The sequence below is a fragment of the Spiribacter halobius genome, from assembly GCF_020883455.1.
Classification (GTDB): domain Bacteria; phylum Pseudomonadota; class Gammaproteobacteria; order Nitrococcales; family Nitrococcaceae; genus Sediminicurvatus; species Sediminicurvatus halobius.
Genome location: NZ_CP086615.1, coordinates 331517 through 351815 on the forward strand (window position 1 = coordinate 331517; position 20299 = coordinate 351815).

At 70.0% G+C, this 20299-nt stretch carries 21 protein-coding genes; 15 read left to right on the top strand and 6 right to left on the bottom strand.

All coding sequences use genetic code 11. The features are described from left to right. Positions 1–4 precede the first annotated feature (4 nt). From spoT to recG, 3 genes are all read left to right on the top strand, one after another. A complete protein-coding gene (spoT, locus tag LMH63_RS01510; protein ID WP_109676173.1) occupies positions 5–2173 on the top strand; it encodes a bifunctional GTP diphosphokinase/guanosine-3',5'-bis pyrophosphate 3'-pyrophosphohydrolase in 2169 nt (722 codons plus the stop codon). Between the two features lie 176 nt (positions 2174–2349). After that, positions 2350–2739 carry a RidA family protein gene (locus LMH63_RS01515; RefSeq protein WP_109676171.1) on the top strand — a complete coding sequence of 130 codons (390 nt, stop codon included), beginning with the start codon at positions 2350–2352 and terminating at the stop codon, positions 2737–2739. 13 nt (positions 2740–2752) lie between these two features. Further along, the gene (recG, locus tag LMH63_RS01520; RefSeq protein WP_109676169.1) at positions 2753–4828 is read left to right on the top strand and encodes an ATP-dependent DNA helicase RecG; all 2076 of its coding nucleotides are present in this window, start codon (positions 2753–2755) and stop codon (positions 4826–4828) included. Between the two features lie 243 nt (positions 4829–5071). Here the strand turns inward: recG and LMH63_RS01525 are convergent, their stop codons facing one another. Next, a complete protein-coding gene (locus LMH63_RS01525; RefSeq protein WP_229332689.1) occupies positions 5072–6064 on the bottom strand; it encodes an IS110 family RNA-guided transposase in 993 nt (330 codons plus the stop codon). Between the two features lie 573 nt (positions 6065–6637). On the opposite strand from LMH63_RS01525, the gene LMH63_RS01530 reads away from it, so the two are divergent. After that, positions 6638–7198 carry a chorismate--pyruvate lyase family protein gene (locus tag LMH63_RS01530; RefSeq protein ID WP_158280413.1) on the top strand — a complete coding sequence of 187 codons (561 nt, stop codon included), beginning with the start codon at positions 6638–6640 and terminating at the stop codon, positions 7196–7198. Beyond that, positions 7189–8070 carry a 4-hydroxybenzoate octaprenyltransferase gene (gene ubiA, locus LMH63_RS01535; protein WP_109679423.1) on the top strand — a complete coding sequence of 294 codons (882 nt, stop codon included), beginning with the start codon at positions 7189–7191 and terminating at the stop codon, positions 8068–8070. Before LMH63_RS01530 ends, ubiA begins: the two co-directional genes overlap by 10 nt. 135 nt (positions 8071–8205) lie before the next feature. On the opposite strand, the gene LMH63_RS01540 is transcribed toward ubiA, so the two are convergent. Beyond that, on the bottom strand, positions 8206–8919 hold the full coding sequence (locus LMH63_RS01540) for a ComF family protein (RefSeq protein ID WP_199225705.1): 714 nt from the start codon (positions 8917–8919) through the stop codon (positions 8206–8208). A 278-nt stretch (positions 8920–9197) separates the two neighbouring features. Here LMH63_RS01540 and LMH63_RS01545 point away from each other — a divergent pair, with 278 nt between their 5' ends. The 5 genes from LMH63_RS01545 (at position 9198) to LMH63_RS01565 (ending at position 14546) form a co-directional block, all read left to right on the top strand. Then, positions 9198–10136, top strand: a complete 939-nt coding sequence (locus LMH63_RS01545) for a methyltransferase domain-containing protein (RefSeq protein ID WP_109679424.1) — start codon at positions 9198–9200, stop codon at positions 10134–10136. Positions 10137–10415: 279 nt separating this feature from the next. Beyond that, entirely contained in the window at positions 10416–10985 is a 570-nt protein-coding gene (locus LMH63_RS01550) for a DUF2244 domain-containing protein (RefSeq protein WP_109679425.1), read from the top strand. A gap of 6 nt (positions 10986–10991) precedes the next feature. Beyond that, complete coding sequence (gene coxB / locus LMH63_RS01555) at positions 10992–11867, top strand: cytochrome c oxidase subunit II (protein WP_109679426.1); 876 nt, start codon at positions 10992–10994, stop codon at positions 11865–11867. A 30-nt stretch (positions 11868–11897) separates the two neighbouring features. Beyond that, positions 11898–13475, top strand: a complete 1578-nt coding sequence (ctaD, locus tag LMH63_RS01560) for a cytochrome c oxidase subunit I (protein ID WP_109679427.1) — start codon at positions 11898–11900, stop codon at positions 13473–13475. 210 nt (positions 13476–13685) lie between these two features. Beyond that, positions 13686–14546: a cytochrome c oxidase subunit 3 gene (locus LMH63_RS01565; protein WP_109679428.1), complete on the top strand. Its 861-nt coding sequence runs from the start codon at positions 13686–13688 to the stop codon at positions 14544–14546. Between the two features lie 31 nt (positions 14547–14577). Here LMH63_RS01565 and LMH63_RS01570 read toward each other — a convergent pair whose 3' ends face one another. Beyond that, positions 14578–14796, bottom strand: a complete 219-nt coding sequence (locus LMH63_RS01570) for a twin transmembrane helix small protein (RefSeq protein ID WP_109679429.1) — start codon at positions 14794–14796, stop codon at positions 14578–14580. Positions 14797–14875: 79 nt separating this feature from the next. Here LMH63_RS01570 and LMH63_RS01575 point away from each other — a divergent pair, with 79 nt between their 5' ends. The 4 genes from LMH63_RS01575 to cyoE are packed head-to-tail and all read left to right on the top strand — an operon-like array spanning position 14876 to position 18183. Beyond that, positions 14876–15622 (top strand): SURF1 family protein, encoded by a 747-nt coding sequence (locus LMH63_RS01575; RefSeq protein WP_109679430.1) that lies wholly within the window; start codon positions 14876–14878, stop codon positions 15620–15622. Further along, positions 15619–16212, top strand: coding sequence for a redox-active disulfide-containing membrane protein (locus LMH63_RS01580; protein WP_109679431.1), 594 nt, complete (start codon positions 15619–15621; stop codon positions 16210–16212). The genes LMH63_RS01575 and LMH63_RS01580 overlap by 4 nt, the downstream gene beginning before the upstream one ends. Positions 16213–16228: 16 nt before the next feature. After that, positions 16229–17242, top strand: a complete 1014-nt coding sequence (locus LMH63_RS01585; protein ID WP_109679432.1) for a COX15/CtaA family protein — start codon at positions 16229–16231, stop codon at positions 17240–17242. Beyond that, positions 17239–18183 carry a heme o synthase gene (gene cyoE / locus LMH63_RS01590; RefSeq protein WP_109679433.1) on the top strand — a complete coding sequence of 315 codons (945 nt, stop codon included), beginning with the start codon at positions 17239–17241 and terminating at the stop codon, positions 18181–18183. Before LMH63_RS01585 ends, cyoE begins: the two co-directional genes overlap by 4 nt. A 52-nt stretch (positions 18184–18235) precedes the next feature. On the opposite strand, the gene LMH63_RS01595 is transcribed toward cyoE, so the two are convergent. From LMH63_RS01595 to LMH63_RS01605, 3 genes are read right to left on the bottom strand one after another with little or no spacing between them, the layout of a single operon-like run. Beyond that, positions 18236–18652 (bottom strand): gamma-glutamylcyclotransferase family protein, encoded by a 417-nt coding sequence (locus LMH63_RS01595; RefSeq protein WP_109679434.1) that lies wholly within the window; start codon positions 18650–18652, stop codon positions 18236–18238. A gap of 6 nt (positions 18653–18658) precedes the next feature. Continuing rightward, a complete protein-coding gene (gene lipA, locus LMH63_RS01600) occupies positions 18659–19666 on the bottom strand; it encodes a lipoyl synthase (protein ID WP_109679435.1) in 1008 nt (335 codons plus the stop codon). 54 nt (positions 19667–19720) lie between these two features. Then, a complete protein-coding gene (locus tag LMH63_RS01605) occupies positions 19721–19909 on the bottom strand; it encodes a hypothetical protein (RefSeq protein WP_109679436.1) in 189 nt (62 codons plus the stop codon). An 84-nt stretch (positions 19910–19993) separates the two neighbouring features. Here LMH63_RS01605 and LMH63_RS01610 point away from each other — a divergent pair, with 84 nt between their 5' ends. Beyond that, on the top strand, positions 19994–20281 hold the full coding sequence (locus LMH63_RS01610; RefSeq protein ID WP_229332690.1) for a sulfurtransferase TusA family protein: 288 nt from the start codon (positions 19994–19996) through the stop codon (positions 20279–20281). The last annotated feature ends 18 nt before the right edge of the window (positions 20282–20299 follow it).

Here is a 20299-nt window from a genome sequence, read left to right on the forward strand (position 1 = left end):
GTCCATGGCGAGCGGCGATGCGGTAGTCACCCGGGGGAGCACCGGCATCGAGCCCTCGTCGCGGGCGGCGGATCTCTGTTCCCTGCTCGAGGACTACCTGGACCCGCATCAGGTCCAGAAGGTCTATCAGGCCTACCAGTTCGGCGCCGCGGCCCATGAGGGGCAGCGGCGCCTGTCGGGCGAGCCCTACATTACGCACCCGCTGGCGGTGGCCAAGCTTCTCGCCGAGATGCGCATGGACACGGAGAGCCTGTGCGCGGCCATTCTGCACGACGTCATCGAGGACACCCCCACCGCCAAGGCGGAGATCGCCGAGCGCTTCGGCGAGGAGGTAGCCCAGCTCGTCGACGGCGTCTCCAAGCTCACCCAGATCAACTTCCGCAGTAAGGCGGAGGCGCAGGCGGAGAACTTCCGCAAGATGGTGCTCGCGATGTCCCAGGACATCCGCGTCATCCTGATCAAGCTCGCCGACCGCCTGCACAACATGCGCACCATCTGGGTGATGCCGCCGAACAAGCGCTGGCGCATTGCCCGCGAGACGCTGGAGATCTACGCCCCCATCGCCCAGCGCCTCGGCATCAACACCCTGCGCGTTGAGCTGGAGGATCTCGGCTTCGCCGCGCTCTATCCGATGCGCTACCGGGTGCTGAAGGAGAAGGTCCGGCGCCAGCGCGGCTCGCGCAAGGAGCTGCTCGGCAAGGTGCGCAGCGCGCTGGAGCAGCGCCTCGAGGAGGCCGGGATCCAGGCCCACGTCATCGGCCGCGAGAAGCACCTCTGGAGCATCTACCAGAAGATGCGCGCCAAGCACGCGAGCTTCCAGGACATCTTCGATGTCTATGGCTTCCGTGTGATCGTCGCGGACGTGGATACCTGCTACCGGGTGCTCGGCCAGCTGCACGGGCTCTACAAGCCGCTGCCCGGGCGCATCAAGGACTACATCGCCATCCCCAAGGCGAACGGCTACCAGAGCCTGCACACCACGCTGCTCGGCCCCCGCCGGATCCGGGTCGAGGTCCAGATCCGGACCGCCGAGATGGACAAGGTGGCCGAGGCCGGCATCGCCGCCCACTGGCTATACAAGGATTCCGAGACCGCCAGCAGCGTCGCCCAGGCCCGGGCACGGGAGTGGGTGCGCGGGCTCATGGAGATGCAGAAGAGCGCCGGCAACTCGCTCGAGTTCATCGAGCACGTCAAGATCGACCTGCTGCCGGACGAGGTCTACGTGTTCACCCCGAGCGGCGACATCATGGAGCTGCCCAAGGGGGCCACGGTGGTGGACTTTGCCTATGCCGTGCACTCGGACATCGGCGACTCCTGCATCGCCGCCATGGTGGACCACCGCCTCGCGCCCCTGCGCACCCCCCTCGAGACCGGGCAGACCGTGGAGATCATCACCGCCCCGGTGGCGCGGCCCAATCCGGCCTGGCTGGATTTCGTGGTCACCGCCAAGGCCCGCGCCGCCATTCGCCACAGCCTCAAGCGCCTGCGCGGCGAGGAGGCCGTAGCCCTCGGCCGGCGGCTGGTGGCCCAGGCGCTGGAGGCCATGGCGCTGCGCCTGGAGGACGTGGGCGGCGAGCAGGTGGAGCGCGCGCTGGAGGCGCTCGGGGCGGAGAGTCTGGAGCAGGTGTTCGAACAGGTGGGGCTCGGCCAGCGCATGCCCTGGCTGGTGGCCCAGCGCCTCTCCGGGGCCACCGCGGTGAGCGCCGAGCAGCCGGGAGACGGCGGCCCGGGCCCGCTCACCATCCGCGGCTCCGAGGGCGCGGTGGTGACCTTCGCCCGCTGCTGCCGGCCGATCCCCGGCGACCCGATCGTCGGCTTCGCCAGCGCCGGGCGCGGCGTGGTGATCCACCATCAGGCCTGCCACAACATCCGCGAGTACCGGAATCACCCCGAGAAATGGCTGGACGTGCAGTGGGATGCCGCCGCCGCCGGCGAGTACCCGGCGGCGATCGCCGTGGACGTGGTCAACCGTCGCGGGGTGCTGGCTGACGTCGCGGCCGCGGTGTCGGACCTGGACTCGAACATCGAGGCGGTGGAGATCGAGGAGAAGGAAGGGATGATCGCCACCATCCGGATCACCCTCAGCGTCCGCAACCGCGCCCACCTCGCCCGCATCATGCGCCGCCTGCGCGGGCTCTCGGCGGTGCTCCGGATCAACCGCCGGCGCGGCTGACGCCGGCGCTGGCCGCGCCGGAGTTCAAAGTTCAAAGTTCAAGGTCCAAAGTATGAGAGGGCTACTGCCGAGGGCGGAACGCGCTAGCCAAAGCTCGGCCGCGAAGAGTGCCCCCGCCGGTGATGGGGGTGGCTTTGAACTTTGAACCTTGAACTTGTAACTCGGAGCAACGCGACGTGCGCACGACCATTCAGACCGACCAGGCCCCCGCAGCCATCGGACCCTACTCGCAGGGCGTTCGGGTGGGCGATCTGGTGTTCCTGTCGGGGCAGATCCCGCTCGACCCGATCACCATGAGCCTGGCGGGGGAGGACGTCGACACCCAGACCCGGCGGGTGTTCGACAACCTCGAGGCCGTCTGTCAGGCGGCGGGCGGGGGGCTGGACGATATCGTCAAGCTCAGCATCTTCCTCACCGACCTCGGCCACTTCGCCACGGTCAACGGGATCATGGCCGAGTACTTCGCCGAGCCCTATCCGGCGCGGGCGGCGATTGGCGTCGCGGCCCTGCCGAAGGGGGCCATGGTCGAGGTGGAGGCCATCATGAGCCTCGCCGGTCGCGACTGAAGGCGCAGTGACCATGGCGGTGGCCAGGGACGGCACGCCCCTCGAGCGGCTCCCCGGCATCGGGCCCCGGCTCGGCGAACGGCTCGGCCGACTGGGGATCACCCGGGTCGAGGACCTGCCGTTCCATCTCCCCCTGCGCTATGAGGACCGCTCCCGCTGCGTGCGCCTCGGTGAGCTGCGTCCGGGCGAGAGCGTGCTCGCGGAGGGCGAGATCACCGCGGCCGAGGTCGTGGCCGGCCGGCGGCGTCGGCTGGTGTGCCGACTTGCCGACGGCAGCGGGTCGCTGGAGCTGGTGTTCTTCCACTTCTTCGGCGCCCACCGCCAGCGGCTGACCCGGGGCGCCCGGGTACGGGTGTTCGGCGAGGTCCGTCCCGGTCCGGTGATGCTGCAGATGGTGCACCCCGAGTGGGAGGTCGTGGCGGCGGACGCGCCGCCGCCGGCTGGCGGCCTCACGCCCTGCTATCCGGCCACCGAGGGCGTTACCCAGCAGCAGCTGCGGCGGGCCGTGACAGGCGCCCTGGAGAGCGCGGAGGCGGTCCGGGACTGGCTGCCTTCGGCCCTCGTCCAGCGCCAGCAGCTACCGGACCTCGCCACCGCGCTGGCCACCGTGCACGCGCCGCCGATCGAGGCGGACACGCGGGCGCTGCTCGAGGGCCGTCACCCGGCGGTCCGCCGGCTCGCCTTCGAGGAGCTGCTCGCCCACCGCCTCAGCCTGCTGCGCCTGCGCCGGGCCCACCAGGCCGCCCGCCCGGCGCCGGTGCTGGCCGGCGGTGAGGACCGCCACGCCGCACTGCTCCAGCGGCTGGGCTTCGCGCTCACCGACGCCCAGTCCCGGGTCCGGCGCGAGATCGCCGCCGACCTGGCGAGCGAGCAGCCGACGCTGCGCCTGGTACAGGGAGATGTCGGCTCCGGCAAGACCGTGGTCGCGGCGCTGGCTGCCCTCACCGCCGTCGCGAGCGGGCACCAGGCCGCGGTGATGGCGCCGACGGAGCTGCTCGCCGAACAGCACTTCCGCAACTTCCGCGACTGGCTGGAGCCGCTTGGGGTGCGCGTGGCCTGGGTGAGCGGGCGACTGTCCGCGGCGCGCCGGCGCGAGACCCTGGCCGCGCTGGCCGAGGGTGAGGCCCAGGTGGTGATCGGCACCCACGCCCTGTTCCAGGAGGGCGTTCGCTTTGCCCGGCTGGGGCTGGTGGTGGTGGACGAGCAGCACCGCTTCGGCGTGCACCAGCGCCTCGCCCTGCGGGACAAGGGCGATGACGGCCGCACCCAGCCCCACCAGCTGGTGATGACCGCAACCCCCATTCCGCGCACCCTGGCGATGACGGCCTATGCGGATCTGGACGTGTCCGTCATCGACGAGCTGCCGCCGGGCCGCCAGCCGGTGACCACGGTGGCAATCCCGGACAGCCGGCGGGCGGAGGTGGTGGAGCGCGTGCGCGCCGCCTGCGCCGAGGGGCGGCAGGCGTACTGGGTGTGCACGCTGGTGGAAAGCTCCGAGCTGCTGGAAGCCGAGGCTGCGGAGGCGACCGCGGAGCGTCTGCGCGAGAGCCTGCCGGAGCTGCGGGTGGGCCTGGTGCACGGCCGTGTGAAGGCCTCGGACAAGGAGGCGGTGATGGCCGCCTTCGAGGCTGGCGAGCTGGATCTGCTGGTGGCGACGACGGTTATCGAGGTGGGTGTGAACGTGCCCAATGCCTCGCTGATGATCATCGAGAACCCCGAGCGCCTCGGCCTCGCCCAGTTGCACCAGCTGCGCGGTCGCGTCGGCCGTGGCGATGCGCAGAGCAGCTGCGTGCTGCTCTACCACGGCCCGCTCACCGAGACGGCCCGGGCGCGCCTCGGCGTGCTCCGGGAGAGCAACGACGGCTTCCGCATCGCCCGCCGCGACCTCGAGCTCCGCGGCCCTGGCGAGCTGCTCGGCACCCGCCAGACCGGCGCCCTGGAGTACCGCATCGCCGACCTCCACCGCGATGCGGACCTGATCGACGCCGTCCAGGCGGAGGCCGACGCCCTCCTGGACGACTACCCCGAGGCCGCCGCCGCCCTCATCCGCCGCTGGGTCGGCGAAGGTGAGCGCTACGCGCAGGTGTAGGTTTCCGGCTCCGCGTGCTGAGCGCGCGCGGCCCATGCTCCGCGACGTCGCGGCGTATCCACCCGTGGTGCCCGGGCCTGGAGTCGTGTGCCTCCCGACGGGACACGGCATGAATACATCCGTGTAGCCTCCACTGCGGCATCCCTGCCGCAGAGGGCCCCGTCGGGAGGCACACGACTCCAGACCTTCCGGCGTTTGGGGCAGCCGCCGCGTTCTGGGTCCCGTAGATACTCCCTTGCCGGGTCAAGCCTTCTGCATGTGGTTTCTGCTGAACAGCTGGCTGCTATCGAAGGGCTGCTGTGTTTTGAAGCAGGCCCAGATGCCGGTGAGGTACTTGCGCATGACCGCGCAGATGGCCTGGATGCGCTTTTTGCCGCGGGCGATGAGCGCCTCGTAGAAGGCCTTGGCGTAGGGATCATTTTGGATGGCGACCATGGCCGGCATGAACAGCGCCGCGCGCAGGTAGGCATTGCCGGCCTTGCTGAGCCGTCCGGGTCTGGCGACGCTGGTACCGGATTGGTTGAGGCGCACGTCGAGCCCGGCGTGGCGGGCGACCTGCTTGGCCTTGAGCTGCTCGGGCAGCGTGCAGAGCTCGGCGATGAGCGTGATGGCGCTGACCTCGCCGACGCCGACGGCGGCGGTGAGGGCGCGGAACTGCGCCTGGAGGGTGGCATCGGCGTTGATCAGCTCGAGTGCCGCGGCGCGCAGGCGCTCGATGCGCCGATCGAGCGCGGCGATGCCCTCGCGCTCGTCGTCGATGACCAGCGCCGGCGTGGCCTGCTTGGCGCCGAGGGCGTGGAGGCGGTTCTTCGCCTGGGTGCGCTCGCCGACGAGGCGGTTGACCTGGCGGCCGAGCTCGCGCAGGGCAAGGGCGCTCTCGCGCGGGGGCTGCCACAGGGGCGGGTGCATGCACTCGGCGTAGTCGGCGAGCAGCGCGGCGTCGATGGGATCGGTCTTCGAGCCGGTGAGCTTGAGCTCGGCGAAGTGCTTGAACGCGCGCGGGTTGATCACGCACACGGGCAGCCCCGCCTGGTGCAGCGCGAGGGCGAGATCGAGGAAGTACACGCCGGTGGCCTCGAGCACGATGCGCTCGGGGGCGAGGCGCTGGAGGTGGGCGATGGCGTGGCGATGGCCCTGCGGGGTCTGCTCGAAGCGCTTCGAGGGGCTGTGGCGCCCGGCCTTGCGCGTGACCAGCTCGAAGCTTGCAGCGGCGATATCGACCCCGACGTTGCACATCCTCTTGGCCTCCTGAACGTGACTGAGAGAGACTGGCTACCAGGCTCCCCGACCTCGCAGTTGTTGCCGCTTCGACCTTGTGATGCGAAGTCCAGCACGGCTGGCTTCCGGATACTCCTCGAAGTGGGCAATGAGGCGGGGAGCCGCTCTACGGACGAGGTCAGTCGGCGACTGCCTCCAGGTCGGCGCGGCTTCCCCGGTAACCGGTTCGTGAAGCCCGAAAAGCTTCAAGCGCAGCATACAAGGTCGGCAAGCGCGCAGCGCTCGCCGACAGCCGCGCTCAGCGCGGCTCGGGGATTCGCCTGCCGGCGTGTCGGCGAGCGCTGTGCGCTTGCCGACCTACAGCTGGCTGGACACGGCCGCTCCGCTCTGCCCGGCACCACCACAATCGGCAGGCGGCGGCGTGGCGGAAATCTGTCTGCCTCGCGCCGGTGCGGCCGAGGCATCGCTCGTTATCCATTGGATTCCCAGCGCCGGGATTGCCACGGATGGATCTCTGGTAGCGGCCCGGGCGGCACCAAAACCGTCGGCGCAATGGCACAATGCGCGCGTCGTCACGATGCGAGGTGCGTGTTGCGCGAACGGGGAGCCCGCTGCTGGCGGCCGCCGACGGTGCCGGCGGGGGCGCCGGTGCCGGGGCCGCTGCGACCCTGGCTGAACGAGCCCGGCTCACTGACCCGGCGGCTGCGACATCTGGCTGGCGAGGACTTCAGCGTCCGGGTCTGTACCGAGCGCTGGGGGAGGCCGTGGCTCGATGAGCGCCGGCGACTGGGGCTGGAGCCGCGGCGGCGAGCCTGGTTGCGGGAGGTGGTCCTGGGTTGCGGGCAGCAGCCCTGGATCGTGGCGCGCAGCGTGATGCCCGAGCCGACCCTGCGCGGGCCCTTGCGGCGGCTGCGCGGCCTCGGGCCGCGGCCACTCGGGAGCGTGCTGTTTGGGCATTATGCCGTGGTGCGCGGGCCCATCGAGCTGGCGCGGCTTGACGAGGGCGACGCCCTCGCCGCGCGGGCGGCCGGTTTTGGCGGCGAGCCGGGGGAGTGGGCGCGCCGCTCGGTGTTCCGTATCGGCGGCCGGCCGCTGCTGGTCACCGAGGTGTTTCTGCCGTCCCTGCTGGAGGCCTGTCGACGATGGCCGTGACCGCTGACCGCCTCACCGACCGTCTCGCCGACTACGCGCGGCTGACCCGCCTGGACCGGCCCATCGGCAACTTCCTGCTGCTCTGGCCCATGCTCTGGGCGCTGTGGCTCGCCGCCGAAGGGCCGCCACGGCCGTTGGTGCTGGCGGTGTTCGTGGCCGGCGTCGTCGTCATGCGTGCCGCCGGCTGCGTGATCAACGACTACGCGGACCGCCACTTCGACCGCCACGTCAAGCGCACCCGGGACCGCCCGCTCACCACGGGGCGCGTCAGCGAGCGGGAGGCGCTGTCGCTGTTCGTGCTGCTGTGCCTGGTGGCCTTCGGGCTGGTGACACTCATGAATCCCCTGACCGTGGCCCTGTCCCTCGGCGGAGTGGCGCTGGCCGCGACCTACCCGTTCATGAAGCGCTACACCCATCTGCCCCAGGTCCACCTGGGCGCGGCCTTCGGCTGGGCGATTCCCATGGGGTTCGCTGCTCAGACCAACAGCGTGCCCCCGCTCGCCTGGCTGGTGTTCACCGCCGCCGTGGTCTGGGCGACGATCTACGACACCCAGTACGCCATGGTCGACCGCGACGACGATCTGAAGATCGGTATCAAGTCCACGGCGATCCTGTTCGGCGAACACGACCGGCTGATGATCGCCGTGCTGCAGGGGCTGATGACGCTGACCCTCATCGCCATCGGCGTGCGTGCCGATCTCGGTCCCGCCTACTTCGGCGCCCTGGTGCCGGCGACGATGCTGTTCGCCTGGCAGCAATGGCTCATTCGCGACCGCAGCCGCGACGGCTGCTTCCGAGCCTTCCTGAACAACAACGTCTACGGCGGCGTCGTGTTCATCGGGATTCTGCTGCATTACCTGTACGCCGCCTGACGGCGGCAGTTGCAAGTTGCAAGTAACAAGTGACAAGGGGGCCTCGCCGCCAAGGCCCAACCGCCGGCACGACAGGGTCCTCTCGCTTGCAACTTGTCACTTGCCGCTTGCCACTACGCCGCGCGACGCGCGGCGTTACGCCCTCGCCAGCACCATCAGGTCGACGCGTTCGACGCCCTTGGCGAGCAGGGCGCGGGCCAGCTCGCGGGCGCTGGCGCCGGTGGTGAGGACGTCGTCCACGAGGGTGATCGCCGGCGGCAGCGGGCGGTCGGTGACGGCGAAGGCGCCACGGACGTTGCGGCGGCGGGCGCCGGCGTCGAGGCCGCTCTGGGCGGCGGTGTTGCGCGTACGGCGGACGAGGTCCGCCGCCACGGGCGGGCCCAGCCTGCGGGCGAGCTCCAGTGCCTGGTCGAAGCCGCGCTCCCGGCGCCGCGCGGGATGCAGTGGCATCGGCACCAGTACGGCGGGCGGCGGCACGCGCTCCGCCAGGGTCTGCGCGGCCAGATCGGCGAGGAGTCGGCCGGCGGCCAGGTCGCCATGGAACTTGAAGGCGCGGATCAGCGTGGCGACCTGACCGGCGTAATGCCACAGAGCATGGCTGCGGGTGATCGGCGGCGGCCGCCGCTGGCAGCGCCCGCACTGCAGGGACTCAGCGACGAGCGGCAGGGCGCAGGTCCGGCACGCCGGGCCGAGCCAGGGCAGCTCCGCCCGGCAGCCGGCACAGATCTCCGGCCCCGGCGCCGGCCCGGCACAGAGGCGGCAATGGCCCGCCAGCAGCAGGAAGGGCCAGCGGTCGCCGGGCCCGTAGCGACGCCACCGGGGCCCGCGTCGACTGCGAAGTCGAAGCATCGTCCGGCGCTCCTTGCCGAATAACGGCGAATCCTTTGCACGCTCCGATGACCAGGCATCGTGTCACCTAGCGTAGCCGAACGCGCTGCCGTGAGACACTTCCGTCCGCGCCCTTGCGGGCACTGTGGCACCCTTTCGCGAAGATGCGGGTCGAACCCCACGGACGGATTGCCCGCAGCCCATGGGCACGCTCGTTGTCACGCGTGCGGCCTCGCGGCTACGGGCTGCACGCGCGGCGAGGACGCCGGAATCAAACGAGCAGTCTGAAAGGTGGACGGATGAGCCAGCGTGAAGAGCCTTTTGCCCTGGATGTGAGGGCCCAGCGGCGCGGGCTTGCCGCTGCCGTGGAGAGCCATGAGGGCGCGGCCGTGCTGCAGCGCGAGGTCACCGCCCGGCTGCTCGAGCGCCTGGATTTCATCCGGCTGGACCCCGCCGACATCCTCGAGCTCGGCTGCGGCCCCGGGGGCAACACACGCGCCCTGCGCCGGCGCTATCCGAAGGCGCGGCAGGTGGGCCTGGAGCTGGTGCCGGGAATGGCGCGCGCGGCGCGGCGGCGCTCGCCCTGGCGGCGGCGCCTGCAGGCCGTGAGCGCCGGCTACGAGCAGCTCCCCTTTGCCGGCGACAGCTTCGATCTGGTGTTCTCCAGCCTGGCGCTGCATCGCTCCCGGGATCTGCGGACGACCGTGCGGGAGCTGCAGCGCATCCTCCGCCCCGGGGGCGTGCTCATGTTCGCCACCTATGGCCCGGATACGCTGGACGAGCTGCGCGCGGCGTGGGCGGCCGCGGACCCGCACGTGCACGTGCAGCGATTCGTGGACATGCACGACATCGGTGACGCCCTGGTGGGGGCACGGCTGGCCGATCCGGTGATGGACATGGAGCATTTCACCCTGACCTACCCGAACCTGCGCGGCCTTGTCGCCGATCTGCGCGCGCTCGGCGAGCGCAACGTCCTGCGCGGGCGCAATCCGGGGCTGACCACACCGCGGCGCTGGCGCCGCATGGAGGCGGCCTACGAGATGCGGCGCGACGCCGACGGCCGCCTCCCGGCGACCTGGGAGATCGCCTACGGACATGCCTGGGGCACGGATGCGCAGCCGCAAACCCACGGTCCCGAGGGCGAGGTCCGCGTCGCCCTGGGAGGGGTCAGCATCCCGCGCCGGGGCCGCGGAGACGGCCCGCGAACGGAACCGGGCGCCCGCGGTGGCGGTCGGTAGAAAAGCGCTGATCGATTCCCGCGGGCCTTTACGCTCTGGAGCGCCTTTCGGGGCCGCAGGTCGCGCGCGCAGCCCGCGTTGCGCTGCCTGACCGTACCCCCGGTACAGCGCGGTACAGCGCGCCTTGCCTGCACACGCGACCTGCGGCCGGAGGCCCACGGGAATCGATCAGCACTTCCCTGGGCGGGGCAGGCAGCTTTCCTCGCCCTGGCGACTCCTCTACACTAGCGACCGGCCTGAGCGGCGCGGAGAGCGCCGCATGCGGCCCGGGAGGTGCGAATGGCGACGAGCTCCGCAGCGCCCGCCGACGAGCGCCGCTTCGTGCTGGCGCCGAACATTGCACCGAACTGGCCGCAGACGAAGCGGATCTATGCGGGGCTCTGCGCGGTGTGTCTCACCGTAGCCGGTGCCTGCGCCGCCGTGGGGCTCTGGCCGGTGGTGCCGTTTGCGGGGCTGGAGCTCGCGGCGCTTGGCGCGGCGCTCTACGTCTCCGCGCGCCGCTCGCTGGACCGGGAGGTGATCCGGGTCGCGGGCAACGAGGTGCACGTTGAGCGGGGGCGCGGGCGCGTGGAGCGCGCCTGGCATTTCGAGCGGGCCTGGACCGAGGTCCTGCTGCAGCCGCCGCGCCGCCGCTGGGATCCGCCGTTGCTGCTCTTGCGCTCGCGGGGCAGGGTCCTTCGGGTGGGCGAGTGGCTCGACGACGAGGAGCTGCGCAGCCTGGCGCGGGAGCTGGCGGGCTGCATCGGGCCAATGGCCCAGTGTGGCCGCGGCGACGGTCCGGCCCGGCCGACGGCGGCCGTGGCGCCGGCCGCCGCGGCGGCCGCCAACCCAACACAGCCTGGGAGATAACACGGGATGAAGCGGAACTGGCGCAGAGGATTCGGGGCCCGCGCCGCGGCGGCACTGGTGCTGCTTGTGGCGGCCATGCCGGCGTGGGCCGACTTCGGGCTGCTCAACATGACCGAAGGCGTCACCGAATCCAGCCGGCAGATCTACGACCTGCACATGCGCATCTTCTGGATCACCGTGGTCATCGGCCTGGTGGTCTTCGGCGCCATGTTCTACTCGATGTTTCGACACCGGAAATCCCGCGGGGTCAAGCCGGCGCAGTTCCATCACAGCACCGCGGTGGAGATCGTCTGGACGGTGATCCCGCTGATCATTCTGGTGAGCATGGCGGTGCCCGCCACCCGCGTGCTTATCGATCTCGAGGACACCAGCGACGCCGAGATGACCGTCAAGGTCACGGGCTACCAGTGGTTCTGGGGCTACGAGTACATGGGCGAGGACGTCCAGTTCTTCAGCCGCCTGGACGAGGCCAGCAACCGCGCGCGTCAGCTCGGCTCGGGCATCGATCCGTCCTCGGTGGACAACTATCTGCAGAACGTGGACCGGCGCCTGGTCCTGCCGGTGGACACGAAGATTCGCTTCCTGATCACCGCCGAGGACGTCATCCACTCCTGGTGGGTGCCCGATCTGGGCTGGAAGAAGGACGCCATCCCCGGCTTCGTCAACCAGACCTGGACGGTGATCGATGAGCCGGGCGTCTACCGCGGGCGCTGCGCGGAGCTCTGCGGCCGTGACCACGGCTTCATGCCGGTGGTGGTCGAGGCCGTGGCGCAGGACGAGTACGAGCAGTGGCTCGCCGGCCAGCGCGGCGACGATGGCGAGGCGGCACGCACCGCCGCGGTGGACGGGGACGACGCGGGCGCCAGGCTCGCGGCCCGCTGACGGCAGGAATTCCACGGGAGGTTTGGCCTGATGACTGCGACGACCCACGACGACGCGCACCACCACGAGGCCGGCTACGGTGGCCTCAGGCGCTGGCTGTTTACGACCAATCACAAGGACATCGGCACGCTGTACCTGCTCTGGTCGCTGGCGATGTTCCTCGTAGGCGGTGCCATGGCGCTGGTGATTCGCGCGGAGCTGTTCCAGCCGGGGCTGCAGGTCGTCGATCCCTACTTCTTCAACCAGATGACCACCAACCACGCGCTGGTGATGATCTTCGGCGCGGTCATGCCCGCGTTCACCGGGCTCGCCAACTGGATGATCCCGCTGATGGTCGGCGCGCCGGACATGGCGCTGCCGCGGATGAACAACTGGAGCTTCTGGCTGCTGCCGTTCGCCTTCGCCATCCTGCTGGCGACGCTGTTCATGCCGGGCGGCGGCGCCGCCGGCGGCTGGACCATGTATCCGCCGCTGATGCTCCAGACCGGCGACGCGTTCCCGTTCATCATCTTCGCGATCCACATCATGGGCATCAGCTCGATCATGGGCTCGATCAACGTGATCGCGACGATCCTGAACATGCGCGCCCCGGGCATGACCCTCATGAAGATGCCGCTGTTCGTCTGGACGTGGCTGATCACCGCCTACCTGATGATCGCCGTGATGCCGGTGCTGGCGGGGGCGATCACCATGCTGCTCACGGACCAGTACTTCGGCACCACCTTCTTCAGCGCCGCCGGTGGTGGTGATCCGGTGCTCTACCAGCACATCTTCTGGTTCTTCGGCCACCCCGAGGTGTACATCCTGATCCTGCCGGCCTTCGGGATCGTCTCCACCATCATCCCGACGTTCGCCCGCAAGCCGCTGTTCGGCTACAGCTCCATGGTCTACGCGACCGCGTCCATCGCGTTCCTCTCATTCATCGTCTGGGCGCATCACATGTTCACGGTGGGCATGCCGCTGGCCGGCGAGCTGTTCTTCATGTACGCCACCATGCTCATCGCCGTGCCCACGGGGGTGAAGGTGTTCAACTGGGTGGCGACCATGTGGCGCGGAGCCATGACCTTCGAGACGCCGATGCTGTTCGCCGTGGCGTTCGTCATCCTGTTCACCATCGGCGGCTTCTCCGGGCTGATGCTGGCCATCGCTCCGGCGGACTTCCAGTACCACGACACCTACTTCGTCGTTGCCCACTTCCACTACGTGCTGGTGACTGGGGCGATCTTCGCGATCATGGCCGCGGCCTACTACTGGCTGCCGAAGTGGACCGGGCACATGTACGACGAGCGCCTGGGCCAGTGGCACTTCTGGCTGTCGACGATCACGGTGAATGTGCTGTTCTTCCCGCAGCACTTCCTGGGGCTCGCGGGTATGCCGCGGCGCATTCCGGACTATTCGGTGCAGTTTGCCGACTGGAACCTGGTCTCCAGCCTCGGCGGCTTCGCCTTCGGCCTGTCGCAGCTCATCTTCGTGTGGCTGGTGATCAAGTGCGCCCGCGGCGGCCAGCGGGCCGAGGCGCGGGCCTGGGAAGGCGCCGAGGGCCTGGAGTGGGAGGTGCCCTCGCCGGCTCCGCACCATACCTTCGACACGCCGCCGGCGGTGCGCTGAGGCGGCAGCGGATGATGGCCCCGCCCCGGGGCGGGGCCGAGGAACTGGCATGATCAACCGGGAAGTGGATCGCCGCACCCGCCGCCGGATCCGCTGGACGGTCGCGGTGCTGGCGCTGGTGGCGGCTGGCATCTACGTGGGCACGTTCCTGGAGCACGTCAGCTGAGCTCCGGAACCCGCCAGATGACAACGAACACAGAGGAAGAGGGCATGGCGCAGGCGCAAGGCTCCTACTACGTACCCCACGGCAGCTACTGGCCCATCGTCGGCAGCGTGGGCATCACCAGCCTGGTGGTGGGCATGGGCCTATACCTGGAAGGGTCGACCTGGGGGCCGTACCTGCTGGCCCTCGGCGCGGCGGTGCTGGTGGTGATGATCGTCGGCTGGTTCGGCGACGTCATCCGTGAGGGCGTGGGCGGCCTCTACAGCGATCAGGTGGACCGCTCGTTCCGGTGGGGGATGGTCTGGTTCATCTTCTCGGAGGTGATGTTCTTCGGTGCCTTCTTCGGGGCGCTGTTCTACGCCCGCACGCTGTCGGTACCGTGGCTCTCCGGCGCGGATCCGGAAACCAGCCGCTACATCTGGGACTCCGTCGTGCTCAACTGGCCCACCGCCGGTCCCGGCAACACGGCCATGGAATTCGAGCCGATGGGCCCCTGGCCGCTGCCCACCATCAATACGCTGATCCTGCTGACCTCGGGCGTGACCATCACCATCGCCCATCATGCGCTGAAGGCGAACGAGCGCCTGCGGCTCATCGGTTTCATGTGGGCCACGGTCGCGCTCGGTACGCTGTTCATCGGCCTGCAGGCCTACGAGTACTACGAGGCCTATGCCCACCTGAACCTGCGGCTGGACACCGGGATCTACGGCTCGACATTTTTCATGCTCACCGGCTTCCACGGCATGCACGTGCTCATCGGCACCATCATGCTCGCGGTGATCACCCTGCGCTGCATGCGAGGCCACTTCCGCCCGGAGGCCCATTTCGGCTTCGAGGGCGTGGCCTGGTACTGGCATTTCGTCGACGTGGTTTGGCTCGGGCTGTACATCTTCGTGTACATCCTCTGAGCGCATGGCGGGCGCAAGGCGCCCGCCGCCGTCAAGCCAGTGGGCTCGAGTTCGGCGCGATCATGCCGGTGGCGAGCCCGAGCAGGATCAGCAGGAACAGCACGACCGACAGCACGATGCGCACGGTGAGGGCATTCAGCGTGCGCCGCGACTCGCTGCGATCCCGCATCAGATAGAACAGTCCCGAGCCGAGGCTGCCGACAATGGCGAGGAGCGTCAGGACGATGGCGCCCTGGATGGCGAGTTGCATGCGAAACCTCCCCTCTGGGGATGATCGATTGTAGTCCAGCCCGGCGGCACTTGTGCACGCCGCGAGTGGTCCGAGAGGCATGACCATCGCCGGATACGAGTTTCGCCCCCGGCTGGTCCCCACGCTGGCCTATGTGGTCGTCCTGGCGCTGCTGCTGGGTCTGGGTTTCTGGCAGCTGGAACGTGCCGAGCAGAAGCGCGAGGCCCTGGCCGCCCGCGCCGCCGCTGCCCGGGCGCCGGTGCTGGAGCTGAACCGCGCACCGGCGAGCCTCGCTGAGCATCGCTACCGCCGCGCGCGTGCCAGCGGACGCTATGACGGTGAACATCAGTTCCTGCTGGACAATCAGGTGCGCGATGGCGAGGCCGGCTACCGCGTGCTGACCCCGCTGCGGCTCGAGGGTTCAACCGGTGCGGTGCTGGTGGACCGTGGCTGGGTGCCGGTGGGGCCGGACCGCAGCCAGCTCCCGGCCATCCCCGCGCCCGACGGTGCCCGCACCGTCAGCGGCAGGATCGCGCGCGGACCAGTGGTCGCGCTGCGGCTCGGCGAGCCCGCCGCCGAGAACCGCAGCTGGCCGCGGCGGATCCAGTACCTGGACTTCGACTACATTGCGCACGCCCTGCCGTATCCGGTCGAGGGCTATCTGCTGCGGGAGACCCCCGAGGGCGAGGGCGCCGTGGCGGCCCGGGCCCCGCGGGACGCCTGGCGCTTCGGTCCGGAGCGGCACGAGGGCTATGCGGTCCAGTGGTTCGCCCTGGCGGCTGCGCTCACGCTCATCTGGATTGGCGTCAACAGCCATCGACAGCGAGAGGACGGAAAGCAGACATGACCCAGCCAACGCGGCGCGGCCGCTGGCAGCTCCTGGCCGTGCTGGTGCTCTTCGTGGGGCCGACGGTCGCGGCCTTCGTGCTGACCGTGAGCGGCTGGCGCCCCGGCGGCACGACCAACAACGGCGAGCTGGTACAGCCTGTGCAGAGGCTCGCCATGGAGGGCTGGCGCGACCGGACTGGCGAAGCTCCGGATCTGGACGGCAGCTGGATCCTGCTGGTGCCGCTGGCTGGCGATTGCAATGCCGAGTGTGAGGATAGGCTCGAGACCCTCGGGCGGGTCCGCATCGCGCTGGATCGGGATGTCGACCGCGTGCGCATCGCCACGCTGCAGCCGCCGGACAGTGTTCCGCCGGAGGCGGATGGCGATGCCCTGGTGCGGCTCACGGCGCCGGCCCCCCGGGTGGCTGCCCTGATCGGGAACGCGGGCCAGCCGGTCGCGGTCCATCTGCTCGACTATCGCGGCTTCCACGTGCTGCGCTACCGCCGCCCCCTGGATGCCTCGGGGCTGCTCGACGACCTGGAGCGCCTGCTGCGCCTCTCCAAGGAAGAGGCCGAGAGGCGCGCGTCCGAATCCCCTGACAACGCCTGACCCGGACTCCCGGACCATGCACCAAGCCCATCCCTGGTTCTATCGCCTCTCCCTCGCCGCCACGACGCTCGCGCTCTGCGTCATCGTGCTCGGCGCCTGGGTACGCCTGACCGATGCCGGCCTCGGCTGCCCCGATTGGCCGGGCTGCTATGGGCTGATCGACGTGCCCCGGACCGCGGAGGAGATCGCCGCCGCCAATGCCGCCTTTCCCGAGCGGCCGGTGGAAGTGGGCAAGGGCTGGCGGGAGATGATCCATCGCTATCTCGCCGGAATCCTTGGACTGCTCATCCTCGGGCTCGCTGTGTTCGCGTGGCGGCAGCGGCGCCGCCCCGGCCAGCCCCGCCGCCTGCCCTGGATCATCCTGGGGGTGGTCACCTTCCAGGCCATACTCGGCATGTGGACGGTCACCTGGCAGCTGAAGCCGGTGGTGGTGATGGCCCACCTCCTGGGCGGCCTGCTGACGCTCTCGCTGCTCTGGTGGCAGACGCTGCGCAGCCGGCCGCTGCCGGCCGCCGGGCGCCTCGGCGGCCGGCCGCAATTGCGCCTCCTGCTGGCGGCGGGCCTCACCGTGGCCATCGGCCAGATCGCCCTCGGCGGCTGGACCAGCACCAACTACGCGGCGCTGGCCTGCAATGAGTTCCCCGCCTGCAGCGTCGGCGAGTGGTGGCCCGACGACGCCGACTTCGCCGAGGGCTTCGTGCTCTGGCGGGGACTTGGGGTGAACTATGAGTTCGGCGTGCTCGACCACCCCGCCCGGGTGGCCATCCACCTCACGCACCGGCTGGGGGCAGTGGTCGCCCTGATCGTCCTGGGGGCGCTGGCGTGGGCGCTCTGGCGTGCCGGCGGCGCCGGTCGCGTGGTCGGCCTGGCCCTCGCGGGCGCCCTGGTGCTGCAGATCAGCCTGGGCGTCGGCAACGTGGTCTACAGCTTGCCTCTGCCAATGGCGGTCGCGCACAATGCCGGAGCTGCGTTGCTGTTGCTGGTGCTCGTCACCGCCATCCATCTGGTCCGACCGCTGCCCACATCATGAGCCGAACCCTGGATGCGACAACGCCGGAGGAGCTGCCCGCCCTCCAGCATCTCGCACGCCACTGGCGCGACTACTACGAGCTGACCAAGCCCGGAGTGGTGGCTCTGATGGTGTTTACGGCGGTAGTGGGCGAGCTGCTGGCGAGTCCGGGTACGGTGCCGTGGAACGCGCTACTCGTCGGCAATCTCGGCATCGCGCTCGCCGCCGGATCGGCGGCGGCGATCAACCACCTGGTGGACCGCGGCGTCGACGCGCGCATGGCGCGTACCCGCGGCCGGCCACTGCCTACCGGGCATCTGCGCACGGTTCACGCCTCGCTGTTCGCCGGCCTGCTCGGCGCGGCGGGTCTCGCGCTGCTGTATTTCGCGGTGAACCCGCTGACGGCAGCGCTGACCTTCCTCTCGCTCATCGGCTATGCATTCGTCTATACGCTGTTCCTGAAGCGGGCCACGCCGCAGAACATCGTCATCGGCGGGGCGGCCGGCGCAGCGCCGCCAGTGCTCGGCTGGACCGCCGTCACGGGCACCATCGACCCGCATTCCCTGCTGCTCTTCCTGATCATCTTCGTGTGGACGCCCCCGCACTTCTGGGCGCTGGCGATTCATCGCCGGGAGGAGTACGCGAGCGTGGACATCCCCATGCTCCCCGTGACCCACGGCGATCGCTACACCCGCTGGCAGATCCTGTTCTACACCGTGCTCCTGGTGGGAGTGACGATGCTGCCCTTCGCCACCGGCATGAGCGGGCCGCTCTATCTCATGGGCGCCCTGGCGCTTGGCATCGTCTACATCTACTACGGCGTGACGATGCTCACCCACGAGCATGATCGCTCGCTGCCGATGAAGTCCTTCGGCTACAGCATCATCTACCTGATGGCGCTCTTCGCCGTGCTCCTCTTCGACGCCTACCTGCCGTTCATTCTGGCGCCGTTCCTCGGTTGAGCGCAGCTTTCGGACGAGTGTCCGCGACGTGGGAGCCCTCCTCGCCAGGGCGTCACTCCCCCTCCACCCAGCGCAGCCAGTCGCCGTGGGGGATGCGGCGGGCGGTGGTTAGGGGGCCGTGGTACCAATAGATCTCGACCCCCAGCCGCGCACCGGCGCCAGTGCGTGCCTGCACCGGTCGGCGGCGGAACAGGCCCCGCTCCGGGCGGTTGGGGTCCGCGCCCTCGTAGCGGTCCATGATCGGCAGGCAGCGCTGGGGACGCTCCAGCTCCAGGATCTCGCCGTGCACGCGGTCGCGGCGGTGGTGCGAGGGCAGGGCACCCGGAAAGCGACCGAGGCAGTAGAGCCGGCCCTGCACCGAGGCCGGATAGCGGGTCCGGCAGTGGCGGGCGAGCAGGCGGTCAATCTGCGGGTCTAGGGTTCCGGTGAGCAGGGTGCCGTAGGAGAACAGCCGGAGTACGGCCGCCACGTCGCGCTAGCCACCGGCCGCCTGCCCGAGGCCGACGTTGTTCTTTTCCAGCACCCGCTCCGCGCGATAGCTGGAGCGCACCAGCGGGCCGGAGACCACCTCCAGGAAGCCCTTGCCGAGGCCGATCTGGCGGATGCGCTCGAATTCCGCCGGGGTCACGTAGCGGTCCACCGGCAGGTGGTTCACCGTGGGCCGCAGGTACTGACCGAAGGTGACGATGTCGACGTCAATGGCGCGCAGATCGTCCAGCGTCTCGATGACTTCCTGCTCGGTCTCGCCAAGGCCGAGCATCAGACTGGTCTTGGTCAGCACGTCCGGGCGGCGGCGCTTGGCGTGGGCGAGCACTTCCAGGGTCTGCTCGTAGCTCGCCCGCGGATCCCGTACCGGATGGGTCAGACGGCGCACGGTCTCCACGTTCTGGGCGAAGACCTCGAGGCCGGTGTCCACCACCGTGTTCACCGCCTCGAACTGGCCCTTGAAGTCCGGCGTCAGCGCCTCTACCGCGGTGCCCGGGTTCACCCGCTGAATCTCCCGGATGCAGGCGGCGTAGTGGGCTGCGCCGCCGTCGTCCAGGTCATCCCGATCCACGGAGGTGAGCACCACGTACTTCAGGCCCATCAGGCGGACGGTCTCCGCCGCGTGCGCCGGCTCCTCCGGATCAAGCCAGCCACGGGGGTTGCCGGTGTCCACCGCGCAGAAGCGGCAGGCGCGGGTGCAGACATCCCCCATGAGCATGATGGTGGCCGTGCCGGCGCCCCAGCACTCGCCCATGTTCGGGCACATGGACTCCTCGCACACCGTCGCCAGGCGGTGCTCGCGCACCGTCTCGCGCACGCGCTGGAAGCCTGCGCCGGTGGGGATCTTGACGCGCAGCCAGTCGGGCTTGTCGCCGCGGGGTACGGGGGCGCTGTCGGGCCGGCTCTTGATGCCGTTCTTGATGGCGCGCACGCCGTTCGGCTTGCTCACCTTGGCGCCGCTGCTGACGACGACGGGGATGCCCTTGATCTCGCTCATGCTGCCACTCCGCAGTTGCGGGGGGATGGCCGCCCGGCGGTCCCGGGCGGGGGCTCAGTCCTTGCCGTAGGGGTTGTTCATCACGGAAAACCAGTTGCTGTGGCTTTCGTCAGCCTCCCGCCGCCAGCGTTCCACCTGCTCCCGGGTGACCTCCTCGCGCAGGCGGTCGTCGCTCACCGGGCGCGGGTCGTGCGCATCCGCGGCGGGCTGCTGGTCCTTGCGGTCGTCGCTGTTGGTACTCATGGATCGTGCCTCCGGCCGGCCCCCAGGGCCGGCGCGCTTCGATATACTTGTGACCAGTATACGCCGGCCCAGGGGGCAGCCTCCATGCAGGACAGCTCTGCCAGCGCTTCCATGACCGATACCGATGCACTTGTCCACGACGAGGATCTGGACGTGCGCGGGCTCAACTGCCCGCTGCCGATCCTGCGCACCAAGAAGGCACTGGCCGATCTCGCGCCGGGCACGCGCCTGCGCGTCCGCGCCACCGATCCGCACTCGGTGATCGACTTCACCGCCTTCTGCGCCCGCTCGCCCCACGAGCTGCTGAGCCATCACGAGGCGGATGGCGAGTATCACTTTCTCCTGCGCAAGGGGCCGCCCGCCACCGGGTGACCCCGCCCGCCGCGGCGG